This window comes from Erythrobacter sp. BLCC-B19 (genome assembly GCF_028621955.1).
GTDB lineage: Bacteria > Pseudomonadota > Alphaproteobacteria > Sphingomonadales > Sphingomonadaceae > Erythrobacter.
In genome coordinates this window covers 1,707,100-1,723,465 of record NZ_CP117516.1, presented here as the reverse complement: position 1 = coordinate 1,723,465, position 16,366 = coordinate 1,707,100, and the positions used below count along the sequence as shown (strand labels likewise).

Below are 16,366 nucleotides of genomic sequence, written 5' to 3'. Positions count from 1 at the left end.
CGGCAAGGGCGGGGATAAGCCGGGAGCAGCGCTGTTTCCCGTTGCGCGCAGGCAGGCACCATGCCACCACCTGTCAGGGATGACCGCAGCGGCCGCAAAACCTTCGTCAGAAACGCTCGCCAATTCAGGCGGATCGTCGCCCGCAGGCTGGCAGGAGCTGCGCGGCGACGGGACGATCCAGTTCGACCCGGTCAAAATCCCCGAGATCCCTCCGCGCGAACTCAGCTGGTTCGAACGCGCGCTCGCTGACTTCTTGGAATGGCTGGCCGATCTGCTCGGCCCTGTCGGCGGATCGCTGGGCGGGTCGTGGTGGTGGCTGCAATGGGTGGTGCTGGGCGTGGTCGCGCTGGCCGCAGCGGTGTTGCTGGCACGGCTGGTCGCGGCGCGCACCGGTCGCGGCGGCGCGGCCAAATCGTCTGACGCGACCCAGGCCGAGGAATGGCGCCCCGATGCCGCCGCCTCTCAGGCCTTGCTGGAAGATGCCGACCGGCTGGCAGCAGAGGGCCGCTTCGACGAGGCGACCCACCTGCTCCTCCAGCGCTCTGTCAGCCACATCGCCGCCGTGCGCCCCGATTGGGTCGAGCCATCGAGCACCGCGCGCGAACTGGCGGCGCTGCCCGCCCTGCCCGATGCCGCACGCGCCGCCTTCCGGGTCATTACCGAGCGGGTCGAACGCTCGCTCTTCGCGCTCAGCCCGCTGGCCCGCGCGGACTGGGAAGCCGCGCGCGCCGCCTATGCCGAATTCGCGCTCGCCCGGATCGGAGGGCAGGCCGCATGACCGCCGTCGCAGCTGCGCGCCCCAGCGGCGCTTTCTCGAAATTCGGTGTGTTCGCGCTGGTCGCGGGCGGTTTTGCCCTGTTCCTCGCGCTGCTCTATCTGCTGGGAGCGGGCGAGGAGATCGACGGCAATTCCGGCGGGGGCGGGCAGGCCCATGCGGTCAGCAAGGGATTGAACGGCTATGCGGGCCTCGTCCGGCTGGTCGAGGCGCAGGGCCATGATGTCGAACGCTCGCGCAGACGGGGCGGGCTGGAAACGACGGGCCTGCTGATCCTCACCCCGCCGCCGACAGCCAAGCCCGAGGAAATCACCAAGCTGCTCAAACAGCGCGCCTTTACCGGGCCGACGCTGGTGATCCTGTCGAAATGGTGGGCGCTGGAACCGCCGCAGCAATTGCCCGAAAAGGTGCGTGCGAAGTTCAAGCCCGGCTGGGTGATGCTCGGCCCGCCGCAGCCGTCTCGCTGGACGCAGGAACTGGGACGGCCCTTTGCGTTCGAGCACAAGTTCAAGGGCGAGAGCACGCGCTGGAGCGGGATGAAGCGATCGGGCAAGCTGCCGACGGGCACCACGCTCCATGCCGTGCCCGCGCACGAATTCGCCCCGCTGATTTCGGACGAGGCGGGCGATCTTCTGGCCTTCATGACCAAGGGCGCGCGGGATTTCCCCAGCAATCCCGCCTATCCGGTGGCTTTCCTTGTCGAGCCTGACATGGCCAATAATTACGGCCTCGCCGATGCCGACCGCGCCGCAGCAACCGTGGCGCTGGTCGAGCAATTGTCCGACGAAGCCTCGACCGGCGACGTGGTGTTCGACCTTACGCTCAACGGCTTTGGCGGGCAGGAGAACCTGCTCACCCTCGCCTTCCGTCCGCCCTTCCTTGCAGCAACCCTCAGCCTGATCGTGGCGCTGCTGATCGTCGGCTGGCGCGCCTTCATGCGGTTTGGCCCGGCAGCGAGCAGCGCGGGGCCTGACATCGCCTTCGGCAAGCGCCAGCTGATCACCAATGGCGCAGGGCTGATCCTGCGCGCGCGGCGCTTTGCCCTGCTGGGCGCGCCCTATGCCGCGCTGTCGGCCCGCCGCATCGCCGAGCGGCTCGGCCTGACCCGCGCCGATCCCGCCGCGATCGACGCCGCGCTTGCCCGCCGCCTGCCCGATGCCGAACCCTTCACCCAGCGCGCCGCGCGACTGGAGGCGGCCAGCAAACCCGCCGAAATCCTCGCCGCAGCGCAAAGCCTCGATGACCTCGCCACCACCTTGCAACAGGGACAATCCACCCGATGACCATGACCCTCGACGATGTCCGCAGCCTGACGGCCGCCATCCGCGCCGAAATCGCCAAGGCGATTGTCGGGCAGGAGGGGCTGGTCGATATGCTGCTGGTCGCGATGCTGAGCGAAGGCCACGTGCTGCTCGAAGGCCCGCCGGGCACCGCCAAGACCTTCCTCGCCAATGCCTTCGCGACCGCGCTGGGCCTCGATTTCGGGCGCATCCAGTTCACCCCTGATCTGCTGCCGGGCGACATCCTCGGCTCAAACCTGTTCAACTTCCAGACCAGCCAGTTCACCCTCACGCGCGGGCCGATCTTCTGCGATCTGCTGCTGGCCGACGAAATCAACCGCACCCCGCCCAAGACCCAGGCCGCGCTGCTGGAGGCGATGCAGGAACGCCGCGTGACGCTGGACGGGGAAACCTACGCGCTGCCCGAAAGCTTCATGGTCGTCGCAACCCAGAACCCGATCGAGAACCAGGGCGTCTATCCCCTGCCCGAAGCGCAGCTTGACCGCTTCCTGTTCAAGCTGCTGGTGCCTTACCCCGCCGAGGAGGAAGAAGCGCGGATCGTGACCACCTATGGCCAGCGTTCAGGCCCGCAGCGGCCCGCCGATCTGGGCGTGAGCGCGGTTACCAACGCCGCCGGGATCGCCGCGGCCTGCGGGGCTTTGTCGCAGGTCACGGTGGCGGACGAGATCACCCGCTATGTCGTGCGCCTGATCCGCGCCACCCGCGACCACAGCGAGTTGACGGTGGGCGCATCCCCCCGCGCCGCCGTGCTGCTGGCAGGCGCGGCCCGCGCCCGCGCGGCGCTGGAGGGGCGCAGTTACGTGATCCCCGATGACGTCAAGGCGCTCGCCGTGCCGGTGCTGCGCCACCGCCTGACGCTCTCACCTGCTGCCGAGATCGAGGGCCGCGACATGGAGGCACTGGTCGCCGAACTGGTCGAAGCGACCGAGGCGCCGCGCTAAGCCGTGATTCGCGCCTTCCGCCTTGTCCTCAACATCCTGCTGCTGCCCCTACGGCCGCTGCTGATCGTCGCCCCGACAGAGCGCGCGGCGTGGATCGCGGCGGGCCTCGCCCCGGTCGCGGTGGTGATCGCCGCCACGGCTCCCGGCGCTTGGGTGATCGCGCCGATCCTCGGCGGAGCCTTGCTGCTGCTGATCGCGCTGGACGGTGTGCTGACCGGCAAGCTCGAAGGCTGGGAGATTCGCACCGGCGAGGACATCGAGGTCGGCCAGCCGAGCGTGCTCGCCATCACCGCGCGCTTTGCGGGCCGCCAGCCAAGACGCGCCGAAGCCGCGCTCGCCTGCGACGCGCGTCTGGCGGATGAAGGCCGCATCGCCTTCGCGCTCAGTCGCGTCCCCAATGGCGAAGGCTGGCGCGGCCAGACCACTCTCACCCCCACCCGCCGTGGCACGGCGCAGGTGGAGCGCGCGTGGATGCGCTGGGAGGGGCCGCTCGGCCTTGGCGCGCGGCAGGTCGATTACAGCCTCGACAAGCCGGTGCGCATCTGGCCCGATCTGTCGCCCGTCCGCTCGCCCGACTTGCAGACCTTCCTAAGAAACGCCCAGATCGGCCTCATCAACCGCCGCATCCGGGGCGAAGGCACGCAGTTCGAGGCGCTCTCGGAATACGAGCCCGGCATGGACCGCCGCCGCATCGACTGGAAGGCGAGCGCGCGCCACACCCGGCTCTACGCCCGCGAGAACGAGAGCGAGCGCAACAACCAGATCGTCTTCGCCTTCGATTGCGGGCAAGCGATGTGCGAGCCGGTCGACGGCCTCCCCCGCATCGACCGCGCGGTCAGCGCCGCGCTGACCTGCGGCTATGTCGCGCTGAAGGGCGGGGACAAGGTCGCGCTGTTCGGCTTTGCTCGAAGGCCGCAGCTGATGACCCCCTTCATCGCCGACGCCCGCGCCTTCCACCGCTTGCAGAGCGCGGCCGCAGGGCTGGATTACGAACCGGTCGAACCCAACTTCACCCTCGCGCTCGCCACCCTCACCGCCAAGCTCAAGCGCCGCTCGCTGGTGGTGGTGTTCTCCGATTTCACCGATCCGACCGCCGCCGAACTGATGGTCGAAAGCCTCGGGCGGCTGGTGAACAAGCATCTGGTGCTGTTCGTCACCATGGCCGACAGCGAGGTGGAGGATCTGATCGCCGCCCCGCCCGGCGACATCGCCACCCTCGCCCGCTCGGTCACCGCCGACAGCCTCGCGCAGCAGAGAAAGCTGGTGCTGACCCGGCTGCGCAGGCTGGGGATCGACGTGCTCGAGGCCCCGTGGGAGCGGATCGGCCCGCGCCTGATCGACCGCTATCTGGCGATCCGCAGCAGCGAGGCGATCGGCTGATGAAGGCACCGATCATCTCCTCGTGGTTCGGGCGCGGCGCGGTGGAAGCGCCGCCCGATATTGCCAGCGCCACGCTGCGCTCCGACCGTTTCCGGCTGGAGCGCGAAGGCGAGTGGCGGCGGCTCGACGAGCTTGTCACGCGGATGGAAAAGGGCGGCCTCAGGAAGATCGCCGACGCCGATCTGATCGCGCTGCCCGCGCTGTATCGCACCGCGGCCTCCTCGCTTTCGGTCGCGCGCGAGACGTCGCTCGATGCAGCAACGCTGGCCTATCTCGAAGGGCTGGTGCAGCGCGCCTGGTTCCAGGTCTATGGCCCGCGCTCGGGCTTCATCCGCTGGTTGCGCGGATTCCTGCTCGGCGGATGGAGCCGCGCGGTCAGAGCCTTGTGGCTCGACATCTGCATCGCGCTGTTCGTGATGGTGGCCGGCGCGGTTGTCGGCTGGCTGCTCGTGGCGCAGGATCAGGCGTGGTACTATCGCCTGTTCCCCGCCAGCCCGGGCGAGACCCGCCTGCCCGGCGCAAGCCGCGAACAATTGCTGCAGAGCCTCGCCACAGAAGACAACGCGGCGGGCCTGTCCGCCTTTGCCGCGCAGCTGTTCAGCAACAATTCGGCGGTGTGCATCCTCGCCTTTGCGCTGGGGTTCGCCTTCGGCATCCCCTCGCTGCTGCTGCTGGTGCACAATCTGGCGATGCTGGGCGCGATGCTGTGGCTGTTTGACGGGCAGGGGCTGCTGGTCGATCTGGCCGCATGGCTGAGCGTGCATGGCACCACGGAGCTGTTCGGCATCATGCTGTCAGGCGCGGCGGGGCTGCATATCGGGCGGTCGATGGCCTTTCCGGGCAAGCTGCCGGTGCTGGCCTCGGCGGCGGCTGCCGGGCGACGCTCGGCGGTGGTGATGGTCGGCGTGGTGATCATGATGGTGGTCGCCGCGCTGCTCGAAGCCTTCCCCCGACAGCTGGTCGAGGGTGCATCGAGCCGCTTCGTGATCGGCGGCACGATGCTGCTGTTCTGGATCACCTACTTCTTCCTTTACCGCCCCGCCCCACCCGCCGACGCGGCGCTGGGAGACGCGGCATGAGCGCGCGCACCCCCGACCGGCGCACCCGCACCCATATCACGCCGGAAGGCCTGAGCCTGCCGATCACCATCGCTTCCCGCGCCGCGCGGGCGGGCGCGCTGATCATCGATGTGATGATCATCATGGTCAGCCTGACCTTGTTCCAGATCCTGATGCAGATGATCGTCGGCGGGCTGCTGGAAAGCGCTGGCTTCGATCTGCAGGGCGATGCGGGCGGCGCGCTCGAATTTCTGGTGATCCTCTATGCGCTGGTCGGATTCGCCAGCTGGTACGGCTATTTCCTGGTGCAGGAACTGGGCCCGCGCGGGGCGACCTTGGGCAAGCGCATCGTCGGCATCCGCATCGCCGCGCGCGGCACGGCGCGGCTGACCCCCGAAGCGGTGATCGCTCGCAACCTGTTGCGGGACATCGAGATATTCTACCCGCTGGTGGCGCTCGCCGTGCTGCTGGTGATGGCCACGATGGGGCAGGACAACGGCAAGCTCGGCTGGGTGGCGGCGGGCTGGTTCGCGCTGTTCCTGCTGTTTCCCTTCTTCAACCGCGATTCGCTGCGGGCAGGTGATGTGATCGCCGGCACCTGGGTGGTCGAGGCGCCCCGCACCAAGCTGGCCGCCGTGCTCAGCACCACGGGCGCCGCTGCCGCCGAAGGCGCGAGCAACGTGACCGGCGTGCGCTATGAGTTCGGCGAGGCGGAGCTATCGGTCTATGGCGAAAAGGAACTCCAGACGCTTGAGCGGATGCTGCGCGAATCGCAGCCGGATGCGCTCAAGGCGGTCCACGCCACGATCTGCCGCAAGATCGGCTGGGATCCGGGCGCGGGCGACGAACGGGCTTTCCTCGAGGCCTACTATGCGCAATTGCGGGGCCGGCTCGAAGGCGAAATGCGCTTCGGCAAACGCAAGGCGGACAAGCACTCATGACGATTGATCGCAGACACTTCATCGGCGGCGCGCTGGCTTTGGGCGCGGGCGCCTGCATCCCGCCCGACCAGAGCCCGCTGGGGCGACTGGCGGCGGAACTGCGCATCATCGAGGCGGCGGGCGGCGGCACGCTGGGGGTGGAGTTGTTCAACACCGCCACCGGCCTGTCGGTGGGGCTGAACCGCGACCGGCGCTTCGGCCATGCCTCCTCGTTCAAGCTCAGCCTTGCCGCACTGCTGTTGCAACGCCATGCCGCCGGGCTGATCGATGCGGACAGGCACGTGATGTGGACCGAGGCGGATATGATCAACCACGCGCCCTTCACGCGCGAGAGGATGGCGACGGGCGCGACCTTGCGCGAGCTGGCGCGGGCGACGCAGACCACCTCGGACAATCCGGCGGCCAATATCCTGCTGCGCGAACTCGGTGGCCCGGCGGGGCTGACCGCCTTCTGGCGCAGCCTCGGCGACGAGGTCAGCCGGGTCGACCGCTACGAGCCGGAGATGAACCTCGTCACGGCGGCGGAATTCCGCGACACCACCACGCCCGCCGCCATGGCGCGCACCGTGGCGAAGATCGTCTATGGCGACGTGCTGCCCGAGAAGGAGCGCGCCGAGTTGAAAGGCTGGATGGTCGAGACCCAGACCGGCCTCAAGCGCGTGCGGGCGGGGCTGCCCGAGGGCTGGGTCGCGGGCGACAAGACCGGCACCAGCGGGCTGGTGGGCACCGATTACAACTACATCGACATCGGTTTCGCCGAGGGGCCGAAGGGCGAAGGGCCGATAACCTTCGCCTGCTATTTCCGCGCGCGCCAGAGCGTGGACGAGATGCTTGATTCCGGACAGGCAACCCTCGCCCGCATCGGCCGCATCATCAAGGAATTCGCCGAGCCGGAACGCGGGCTGCCGGTGGTGGGCAAGCTATACTGACAAGCACCGTTCGCCCTGAGCTTGTCGAAGGGCCGTCTTTCTCTTGCGCCGTGGTCAACGCGAAGGACGGTGCTTCGACAAGCTCAGCACGAACGGGGCTAAGATCAATGATCCGGCGTCGCCGACGCCTTCTCCTCGCCGCCGAAGATCGCCACTTCGTTGACCCCGGCACTGGTCGCGCGGCCGCGATACATGCCGGTGGTGTTGAAGCTGAAGATCGCATGGCCCTCGGGCGTGACGAGGATCACCCCGCCATCTCCGCCGAGCTCGGCTACATCATACATCACCGCGTCAGCAACGTCCTGCACGGTCTGGGCGATATCCTCAGCTTCCGGTGCGATGGGGGCACCCTTGTTGTCAAACGAAAGCCAGTTCATGGCCCGCGCAGCACGCAACCGCGCGCAAATCTCGTGCGCCACGCCAACCCGCAGGAAATACTCCCCCCACCCGGTCGCCGAGACGGCGCAGGCGCGATTATCCGCATAGGTGCCCGCGCCGATCACCGGCGCATCGCCCACGCGGCCCCAGCGCTTGCCGGTCATCCCGCCGGTTGATGTGCCCGCCGCCAGATTGCCCTTCATGTCGAGCGCCACCGCGCCCACCGTGCCGAATTTGTGATCGACATCCAGCGCCGAAAGCTTCTTCGCCTTCATCCGCTCCAGCGCCTCGCGCCGCGCGGGGGTGGCGAAATATTCAGGCGGGGTCACAGCAAAGCCTTTTTCCAGCGCAAAGGCCTCCGCCCCGGCGCCCATCAGCATCACGTGCTCGCTCTGGGTGCGCACCGTGTCGGCCAGCAGGATCGGGTTCTTCACCGTCTTCACCCCCGCAACCGCACCCGCCGAGCGATCGCGCCCGTCCATGATCGAGGCGTCGAGCTCGTTCGTCCCGTCCCAGGTGAACACGGCGCCCTTGCCGGCGTTGAACAGCGGTGAATCCTCCATGATGATGATCGCCGCCTTGATCGCGTCCATCGCATCGCCGCCATCGGCGAGGATCTTCGACCCGGCATCGAGCGCGGCTTGCAAATCCGCCTCGTAGGCCGCGCGCTTTTCGGGTGTCATCGCCTTGGGATCGAGCGTGCCCGCGCCGCCGTGAATGGCGAGCGACCATTTGGGCGCGTCCTCTGCCATGGCAGCGTGGGACATGAGGGCGAGCGCGACAGCGGCAATGAGGTTCTTCATGGCCGGAAGGTGTAACGCGCCCCTGCGGCTTTCGCCAGCTTAACAGCGCGCGTGCCAACCGCTAGGGCGAGGCATGATCTACCGCCCCGCCACCCTCGACGATGCCCCCGCGCTGGCCGCGCTGGGTGCCGAGACCTTCATCGCCGCCTTCGGGCACCTTTACAGCAAGGAAAACCTCGAAGGCTTCCTCGCCGAAGTCCACGCGCCCGAGGCGGTCGCGGGCGAGATTGCGGGCGGCACCTGCACCCACCGGCTGGTGGAGCAAGATGGCAAGCTGGTCGCCTTTTGCAAGCTGCGCTTCCCCAGCAGCTTCACCGCCTATTCCGATGCCGCCAAGCCGCTGGAGCTCGGCCAGCTCTATGCCTTGCCGACCCACACCGGCCACGGGATTGGCGCCAAGTTGATGGACTGGGCGCTCGCCCATGCGCGCGAGCACGGGCATGATGCGATCCTGCTCAGCGTCTATGCCGAAAACTTCGGCGCGCAGCGGTTCTACCAGCGCTATGGCTTCGGCAAGCTGGCCGACATCACCTTCAAGGTGGGCGACCACTATGATCCGGAGTATCTCTACGAATTGAAACTATAGCAGCGGGAGAGGGACATGAGCGGATTTGGCTGGGCCAGCACCACGGATGATGTGCTGGCGGGCATCGACCTGTCGGGGCGGACGGTGTTCGTCACAGGGGCGAATTCGGGCCTCGGGCAGGAAACCGCCCGCGCCATGGCCAGCCGCGGGGCGCAGGTCATCATGGCCGGGCGCGATCAGGGCAAGCTCGACGAGAGCGTCGCCGCGATCCGCAGCCAGCATCCCAAGGCGCAACTCGATACGATCACGCTTGACCTGACCAGCCTCGAAAACATCCGCGCCGCCACCTCCCGCGCGCGCCAGCGGTTCCACAAGATCGACATTCTCATCAACAATGCCGGCGTGATGGCGACCCCGCTCCTGCACACCCATGACGGGTTCGAGATGCAGATCGGCACCAACCATTTCGGCCACTTCGCGCTGACCGGCGAGCTCTTCCCGCTGATCGAGAAGGGGCACCTCAAGCGCATCGTCAACCTCTCGAGCCGCGGGCACCACTTTGCCCCCGTCGACTTCGACGACCCCTTCTTCGAACGCCGCGCCTATGATCCGTGGATCGCCTATGGCCATTCCAAGACCGCCAATGTGCTGTTCTCGGTCGGGCTCGAGGCGCGCTATGCCGTGCTCGGCATCCACGCCTATGCGGTGCATCCGGGCGGGATCCAGACCAATCTCGGCCGCCACATGACCCCCGAAATGGTCGAGGCGCTGATGGCGCGGGTCACCTCGCGCGATACCGGCTTCCAGTGGAAGACCATCCCCCAGGGCGCGGCGACCAGCTGCTGGGCGGCGACCGCGCCGGAGCTCGAAGGCAAGGGCGGGGTCTATTGCGAGGACTGCCACGTCGCCGCGGTGGACGACGAGAGCGCCACCGGCGGCGTGCGCTCCTACGCGCTCAACACCAGCTATGCCGACCGCCTGTGGGCGATGAGCGAGGAACTGACCGGGGTGCGCTACCCGAGCTAGCTAGCTAGCTCGCGATGAACTCCGCCAGCAGCCCCAGCGCATCCTTCGCCTCGCGAGTCGGCAGGATCGCCATGAAGACGTGCGGCGCGGCTTCGTATTCGTAGAGCCTGGCATCCACGCCAGCTGCACGCAGGCGGCCGAGGAAACTGCGCGAATCGACGATGAAGATGTCGTGCCGCCCCGTCCATATCCGGGTCGGGGGCAGTGCGCTGAGCGCTTCGGCGGGGGCATAGAGCGGACTGACGGCGGGATCATCCAGCGCGCGGCCTTCGGCCACCAGAGCCCCGCAGGCACGCAGCGTACCGATCTTGAGCATCACATCATGCGGTTCGACCGCGCGGATCGCCGGGTCGGCAAGGCCGAGATCAAGCCATGGGGCAAACAAGGCCAGCTTGCCCGGCAGCGGGCCTCCCGTCTCCTTGGCTGCCGCCACCAGCCGCAGCGCCAGCGCCAGCGCCATGTGCCCGCCCGCCGAATCGCCATTGAGGATGATCCGCGCTGGATCGTGCCGCGCGGCCAGATCGGCCCAGACCGCATCCGCCAGCGCATCCTGCGCGGCATAGCTCGCCTCGGGCACCACCGGATAGAGCGGCACGGTGACACTGATTCCGCAGCGCTTCACCATTTCGGCGACCAGCGGCCAGTGCACCTTGAACATCGGCCGGACAAAGCCGCCGCCGTGAAAATAGATCATGTGCCACTGGCCCGGCCCCGTTTTCGGATGCAGCGTCACCACCTTGTGGCCGAGCAATGCGCGCTCCTCGACGGCGAACTTCTTGCGGAACCCCTCCGGCATCGGCGCGTCGAGCGGCAGCATTCTGCCCGCCATCGCCGCATGAAAGCCCGCCTCGTCGAGCGGGAACACCGGCGTCTGGCGGCTCACCAGCCACTTGATTCCCCGCATCAGCAGGCTGGGCGCAGGCGAGCGCAGTTCATTGGCGGTATCGGTCAGCATGGTCTCTCCCCTTCAGCCCGGCAGACTGCCGCGCGGGAGAGCCAAGTCAAGCGCTGGCGGGATTGAACGCGCCCTGGCCTTGATCGGTATGCGCCAGCCGTCGGCGCTCGACATCGAAAATGCCGACGCTGACCGCGAACATGGCGATGATCATCACGAACTCGCCCTCGTCTTCGATGAAGGCGAGCAGGTTGAGCACGCCGGGGGTATGCTCGCCCCACGACGTCACCATGTCCACCGCCACCCCGAACACCGCCGCCCCGGCAATGCAGGCCGCGATCAGCACGCCGTGGATCGCGGCGCGCTTGTCCGCCTGCCGCAGTGCCAGCGCCATGCCTGCCAGCCACACCATGCCGACGATGCCGAACACCAGCGTTTCGGCCAGATGATTGGCATGAACGGGCAGCCAGCTGAAGGCAGGCATATCCGCCGAAAGGAAGAAGCCGAGCTGCTCGTGCATCTCGCCCCAGTTGTCGAGCGTCAGCCACACGAACAGGATCGCGCTTGTCAGGTACACGGTCGCCCGGCTGCGCAGCCACACCAGAAACAGCAACGCCGCCGCCGCGGTGGTCAGCGAATATTCGAGAAATTCCGCGAAGGAGCCGTCCTGCGACATGAAGAACTGCACCGGCAGCGCCGCGCCGGTGGCATCGCCGTAATGCGCCGCGACATCCAGACCCACCAGCACGCAGGCATAGGGGATCACCACCATCAAGGCGATGTGCAGCGCCCGCGAGCGCGCAATCTCGAGGCCTGTCGTCCACAATTCGCGTGGGTTGATCATGGCAATGTCCCGTCCTGGTGGTGCGCCGTCCGTTTGTGGCAGGTCAGGGGTTAGTCCCCGATGTGTAACAAATACCTTTCCGGCCGAGCCGCGCGAACGAGGAAAGTGGCCGCTGCACCAATCTGCGACAGTTTGCAGGAGTGGTATTAAGTGCCTCAGGCAGGCCCGCACGCCCGCTGGTCATTGCCTGACAAGGCTTTGCGGCCTATATGCCGCCCCATGTCTTCCATCCGTCCGTGGCGCACGATCGAGCGGCGCAAATCGCGCCAGATCATGGTGGGGAATGTCCCCGTTGGCGGTGATGCACCCATCACCGTGCAGACCATGACCAACACCCCCACCGAAGACGTCAAGGCGACGATCGACCAGATCCGCCGCTGCGAGGAAGTGGGCGCGGACATCATCCGCGTGTCCTGCCCCACGGAAGAATCGACCGCCAATTTCAAGCAGATCACCCGCGCGGCGCGCATCCCGATCGTGGCCGACATCCACTTCCACTACAAGCGCGCCCTGGAAGCGGCTGATGCCGGCGCGGCCTGCCTGCGCATCAACCCCGGCAATATCGGCTCGGCCAGCCGCGTCGCCGAAGTGGTGCGCGCCGCCAAGGCCAATGGCTGCGCGATCCGCATCGGGGTGAACGCCGGTTCCCTGGAAAAAGACCTGCTCGAAAAATATGGCGAGCCCTGCCCCGAAGCCCTGATCGAAAGCGCGCTCGATCACATCAAGCTGCTGCAGGATCACGATTTCCACGAATACAAGGTGGCGGTGAAGGCCTCCGACGTGTTCCTCGCGGTCGCAGCCTATCACGGGCTGGCCGAAACGGTCGATTGCCCGCTGCACCTCGGGATTACCGAAGCGGGCGGGCTGATCGGCGGCACCGTCAAGTCGAGCATCGGCATCGGCTCGCTGCTGTGGGCCGGGATCGGCGACACCATCCGCGTCAGCCTCTCGGCCGAGCCCGAGCAGGAGATCAAGGTCGGCTTCGAGATGCTGAAAGCGCTCGGCCTGCGCACTCGCGGCGTGCGCGTGGTCAGCTGCCCCTCATGCTCGCGGCAGGGTTTCGACGTGATCCGCACCGTGGAAACGCTCGAGAAACGGCTCGAACACATCAAGACCCCGATGAGCCTTTCTGTGCTCGGCTGCGTCGTCAACGGCCCGGGCGAAGCGCGCGAGACCGATATCGGCCTCACCGGCGGCGGCAATGGCAAGCACATGGTCTATCTGTCGGGCATGAAGGCCCACGCCATCGACGACGAGGCGATGCTCGAACACATCGTCAAGCTGGTCGAGGAAAAGGCCGCCGCGATCGAGCGGGGCGAGGCGACCGCCTTCGATCCCCACGCGACACCCGCCGAAGCCGCCGAGTGATCCGCGCCCTTTTGGCTATGGCCCTCGCGCTGATGCTGGGAGCCTGCGCGAACGCGCCTGCGCCCGCCTTTGCAGCGCATCCCGAAGCGCGGCTGTATGATGCCGGGGCTGACGCGCTGGCCGATGTCGATGCCGCGCTCGCCCGCGCCGCGGCCAGCGGCAAGCGCGTGATGCTGGTGCTGGGCGCGAACTGGTGCCACGATAGCCGCGCGCTGGCTGGATGGCTCGAAACCCCGCGCTTCGCCGCCCTGACCGCCGCGCGTTACGAGGTGGTCTTCGTCGACGTCGGCTCGCCTCAGACGGACGAGGGCCGCAATCTCGACATCGCCCGCCGGTTCGGGCTTCCCGACATGGTCGGCACGCCCGCGCTGCTGGTGCTGGATGCCGATGGCACGGCGGTGAACCTCGATACCGCCGCCAGCTGGCGCGATGCCGCGAGCCGCTCCGAGGATGCGATCTTCGCGGAACTGGCAGCTTTGGCTGAAAGCACGGCTCCGTCGCAGCAATGATCGCCGCCCTCCTCCTCGCTCTCGCCCTCGCGATGGACGCCTTTGCCGTGGCCCTCACGCAAGGCGCGCGGTTCCGGCCTTCGCCTGCCGGGGGCTTCGCCATCGCATCGACCTTCGGGGTGTTTCAGGCGGTCATGCCGCTGATCGGCTGGGGGATCGGAGCCTTTGCCCTGTCCTATGTCGCGGCGGTCGATCACTGGATCGCCTTCGGTCTGCTCGCCTTCCTCGGCGTGCGGATGCTCGGCGGCCATGTCGGCGAGGAAGAGGCCGCCCGCGCGCTCACCGGCACAGCGTTGCTGGTGGCAGGGGTGGCGACCAGCGTCGATGCGCTGGCGGCAGGGATCACGCTGCCGACCCTCGCTGTTGCCCCGCTTACCGCCGTGGCCCTTATCGGCCTTGTCACCTTTGCCCTGAGCGCTGCGGGCGTGGTGCTGGGCCGCCGCGCGGGCGATCATCTGGGCGAATGGGCCGAGCGCATCGGGGGCGTGATCCTGATCGGGCTGGGGTGCAAGATCCTCGCCGAACATTCGGGCTGGCTCTGAGACGGGGCGATGCTCCACGTCGTCCACCACGCCGACTATATGGCCCCAAGGCCCGGGCGCGGCAGCTTCCGCTTCGACAAGTATTACCTCGTCATGGAGGAGTTGCGCAGCAGCGGCGCCCCCATCACCGAACACGCGCCCCAGCCCATGCCGCGCGAATGGCTCGAAGCCGTCCACTGCCCCACCTATGTCGATGAAGTCTTCCGCGCCGAAGTCCCGCGCGAAAAGGAACGCCGCATCGGCTTTCCCGTCACCCCGGCGATCACATCGCGGGTCAGACACACCAATGGCGGGACGTGGCTCGCGGCCCAGCTGGCGATGCGCCACGGCTATGCCGCCAACTCCGCCGCCGGAAGCCACCACGCGCTGCACGATACCGGGGCGGGTTATTGCGTGTTCAACGACCTTGCGGTGACCGCCAACCGCCTGATCGCCGAACGCCGCGCCGCGCGCGTGCTAATCGTCGACCTCGATGTGCATCAGGGAGACGGCACCGCCAGCCTGACGGCCGGGCGCGCGGACATCTTCACCCTCTCGCTTCATGCCGAGAAGAACTTTCCGGTGCGCAAGGCCCGCTCGAGCCTCGATGTCGGCCTGCCGGACGGGCTGGACGATGATGGCTACATGGAAGCCCTCACCCGCCACCTGCCGCAGGTGCTCGCCGATTTCACGCCGGACTTCGTGCTCTATCAGGCGGGCGTCGATCCGCACCGCGATGACAAGCTTGGGCGGCTGGGGTTGAGCGATGCGGGATTGGCGCTGCGTGACCGCTTCGTGGTGACCTCATGCCGCAGCCACGGGCTGCCCCTCGCCAGCGCCTTGGGGGGCGGCTACGGCGATGATCCGCGTCTGGTCGCCGCGCGCCACGCTGCCTCGATGCTGGCGATGGCCGATGCAAACAGCGCGTTTTCGGCACCATCCTCCACGAGTTGAGGCACATCTGCGATGAACCGTTGCGCACCCTTATTGGGAACGCAAGGTCCGCCGTTTACGTTAGGGCACAATGATACGTCGCGACATTCTGAAGGGCACCTTGGCAGCCGGGGCGGCACTGGCCTTGCCCCCGCGCGCCTTCGCTCAGGCCATGCCCGGCACCCCGCGCGACCGTATCCTGTTCGACATCGCCCGGCGTGAACTCGCGCGTGCAGGCAACGCGATCTGGAAACACGACATCGTCGGGATCGCCGATTTCGGCCTCCATTCGGCCAAGCCCCGCTTCCACTTCGTCAACCTCGAGCGGGGCGAAGTGCAGTCTTATCATGTCAGCCACGGCCAGGGTTCCGACCCGCAGCACGACGGCTGGCTCAAGCAGTTCAGCAACACCGAAGGCAGCAACGCCACCAGCCGCGGGGCTTATGTCACGTGGGAATGGTACAAGGGCCGCTATGGCACCTCGGTGCGCCTCGGCGGGCTGGATGCAACCAATGACGCGGCGCTGCAACGCTATATCGTGATGCACCACGCCGACTATGCCGAAACGTCGCACCTCGAACGCTGGGGCCGCCTCGGGCGCTCCAACGGGTGCTTCGCGATGGGCACCGAGCAGTTCCGCGAAGCGCTGCTGCACCTGTCGGGCGGACGGCTGCTGTTTGCCGATTCGCTGGGGCTGGAGGAAGACGGCTCGATCCAGCCCGTCCCCGAACTCGCGATGATCGACCGCCGCCCGCTCGACTTCGCCCCCCGACCCTCGATCAGCGGCTATTGATGTCGGCCGTCCGGCGCAGCACGGCGGATCAGGTCGCCGTCGCGCTGATTTGGGCGACATTGGGCGGCGCGCTGATCGGCGGCGTCGCTCTGACCATTGGGCTTAATGCCCACATTGTTGATGAGCCATTTGTGCAAGAGCCTTTGTCGCTGATCTTGGGGCCACTCGGCATCGGCGCGTTCAGCCTGTTCGTCGTCGCGCCCTGCACGATCATTTTCGGCCTCGTCAGCGGAGCGCTGATCAACCACCTGCGGGTTGGCCGGTGGGCGGCGCTTGCGATCTGCCTGGCAGCGGCCACCGCCACTCAGATTGCCTGTGTCCGCCTGTTTTTCTGGGACGAATGGCGCGAGCCTGCCGACTTCCTGTTCACCACGCCCTTCGCATGGGGCGCAGCTGTCGTCCTGTGGTGGCGGCTGACCCGCGAGAGACGCGAGCCAGCCTAGGG

Annotated in this window: 18 protein-coding genes; 15 read left to right on the top strand and 3 right to left on the bottom strand. The window is 67.5% G+C overall.

All coding sequences use genetic code 11. The annotated features are described in order from the left end of the window. Positions 1–79: 79 nt before the first annotated feature. Genes PS060_RS08050 through bla form a run of 7 tightly spaced genes read left to right on the top strand, consistent with a single transcriptional unit; the run spans position 80 to position 7,325 of the window. Positions 80–778, top strand: coding sequence for a hypothetical protein (locus PS060_RS08050; RefSeq protein ID WP_273986721.1), 699 nt, complete (start codon positions 80–82; stop codon positions 776–778). Beyond that, positions 775–2,058 (top strand): DUF4350 domain-containing protein, encoded by a 1,284-nt coding sequence (locus tag PS060_RS08045; RefSeq protein ID WP_273986720.1) that lies wholly within the window; start codon positions 775–777, stop codon positions 2,056–2,058. Before PS060_RS08050 ends, PS060_RS08045 begins: the two co-directional genes overlap by 4 nt. After that, positions 2,055–3,017 (top strand): AAA family ATPase, encoded by a 963-nt coding sequence (locus PS060_RS08040; protein ID WP_273986718.1) that lies wholly within the window; start codon positions 2,055–2,057, stop codon positions 3,015–3,017. The genes PS060_RS08045 and PS060_RS08040 overlap by 4 nt, the downstream gene beginning before the upstream one ends. A gap of 6 nt (positions 3,018–3,023) precedes the next feature. Then, positions 3,024–4,397 carry a DUF58 domain-containing protein gene (locus PS060_RS08035; RefSeq protein ID WP_273986885.1) on the top strand — a complete coding sequence of 458 codons (1,374 nt, stop codon included), beginning with the start codon at positions 3,024–3,026 and terminating at the stop codon, positions 4,395–4,397. Beyond that, a complete protein-coding gene (locus PS060_RS08030; protein ID WP_273986716.1) occupies positions 4,397–5,476 on the top strand; it encodes a stage II sporulation protein M in 1,080 nt (359 codons plus the stop codon). Before PS060_RS08035 ends, PS060_RS08030 begins: the two co-directional genes overlap by 1 nt. Further along, positions 5,473–6,396: an RDD family protein gene (locus PS060_RS08025; RefSeq protein WP_273986714.1), complete on the top strand. Its 924-nt coding sequence runs from the start codon at positions 5,473–5,475 to the stop codon at positions 6,394–6,396. Before PS060_RS08030 ends, PS060_RS08025 begins: the two co-directional genes overlap by 4 nt. Then, on the top strand, positions 6,393–7,325 hold the full coding sequence (gene bla / locus PS060_RS08020; RefSeq protein WP_273986712.1) for a class A beta-lactamase: 933 nt from the start codon (positions 6,393–6,395) through the stop codon (positions 7,323–7,325). Before PS060_RS08025 ends, bla begins: the two co-directional genes overlap by 4 nt. A 104-nt stretch (positions 7,326–7,429) precedes the next feature. On the opposite strand, the gene PS060_RS08015 is transcribed toward bla, so the two are convergent. After that, positions 7,430–8,506 (bottom strand): isoaspartyl peptidase/L-asparaginase family protein, encoded by a 1,077-nt coding sequence (locus PS060_RS08015; RefSeq protein ID WP_273986711.1) that lies wholly within the window; start codon positions 8,504–8,506, stop codon positions 7,430–7,432. 73 nt (positions 8,507–8,579) lie between these two features. Between PS060_RS08015 and PS060_RS08010 the strand changes: the two genes are divergently transcribed. Both PS060_RS08010 and PS060_RS08005 read left to right on the top strand, forming a co-directional pair. After that, positions 8,580–9,092, top strand: a complete 513-nt coding sequence (locus tag PS060_RS08010) for a GNAT family N-acetyltransferase (protein WP_273986709.1) — start codon at positions 8,580–8,582, stop codon at positions 9,090–9,092. A 15-nt stretch (positions 9,093–9,107) separates the two neighbouring features. Next, positions 9,108–10,058 carry an SDR family NAD(P)-dependent oxidoreductase gene (locus PS060_RS08005; RefSeq protein WP_273986708.1) on the top strand — a complete coding sequence of 317 codons (951 nt, stop codon included), beginning with the start codon at positions 9,108–9,110 and terminating at the stop codon, positions 10,056–10,058. A gap of 4 nt (positions 10,059–10,062) precedes the next feature. Here PS060_RS08005 and PS060_RS08000 read toward each other — a convergent pair whose 3' ends face one another. Continuing rightward, positions 10,063–11,013 (bottom strand): alpha/beta hydrolase fold domain-containing protein, encoded by a 951-nt coding sequence (locus tag PS060_RS08000; protein WP_273986707.1) that lies wholly within the window; start codon positions 11,011–11,013, stop codon positions 10,063–10,065. Positions 11,014–11,059: 46 nt separating this feature from the next. Next, complete coding sequence (locus PS060_RS07995; RefSeq protein ID WP_273986705.1) at positions 11,060–11,797, bottom strand: hypothetical protein; 738 nt, start codon at positions 11,795–11,797, stop codon at positions 11,060–11,062. Positions 11,798–12,016: 219 nt separating this feature from the next. Here PS060_RS07995 and ispG point away from each other — a divergent pair, with 219 nt between their 5' ends. The 6 genes from ispG to PS060_RS07965 all read left to right on the top strand — a co-directional run bounded on the left by ispG (position 12,017) and on the right by PS060_RS07965 (position 16,364). After that, positions 12,017–13,165, top strand: a complete 1,149-nt coding sequence (gene ispG, locus PS060_RS07990) for a flavodoxin-dependent (E)-4-hydroxy-3-methylbut-2-enyl-diphosphate synthase (protein WP_273986704.1) — start codon at positions 12,017–12,019, stop codon at positions 13,163–13,165. Between the two features lie 17 nt (positions 13,166–13,182). Further along, complete coding sequence (locus PS060_RS07985; RefSeq protein ID WP_273986703.1) at positions 13,183–13,674, top strand: thioredoxin family protein; 492 nt, start codon at positions 13,183–13,185, stop codon at positions 13,672–13,674. Next, the gene (locus PS060_RS07980; protein ID WP_273986702.1) at positions 13,671–14,216 is read left to right on the top strand and encodes a manganese efflux pump MntP; all 546 of its coding nucleotides are present in this window, start codon (positions 13,671–13,673) and stop codon (positions 14,214–14,216) included. Before PS060_RS07985 ends, PS060_RS07980 begins: the two co-directional genes overlap by 4 nt. Positions 14,217–14,225: 9 nt before the next feature. Next, complete coding sequence (locus PS060_RS07975) at positions 14,226–15,149, top strand: histone deacetylase family protein (protein WP_273986701.1); 924 nt, start codon at positions 14,226–14,228, stop codon at positions 15,147–15,149. Between the two features lie 70 nt (positions 15,150–15,219). After that, positions 15,220–15,921: a murein L,D-transpeptidase catalytic domain-containing protein gene (locus tag PS060_RS07970; protein WP_273986700.1), complete on the top strand. Its 702-nt coding sequence runs from the start codon at positions 15,220–15,222 to the stop codon at positions 15,919–15,921. Next, positions 15,921–16,364, top strand: a complete 444-nt coding sequence (locus PS060_RS07965) for a hypothetical protein (RefSeq protein WP_273986699.1) — start codon at positions 15,921–15,923, stop codon at positions 16,362–16,364. The genes PS060_RS07970 and PS060_RS07965 overlap by 1 nt, the downstream gene beginning before the upstream one ends. Positions 16,365–16,366 lie beyond the last annotated feature (2 nt).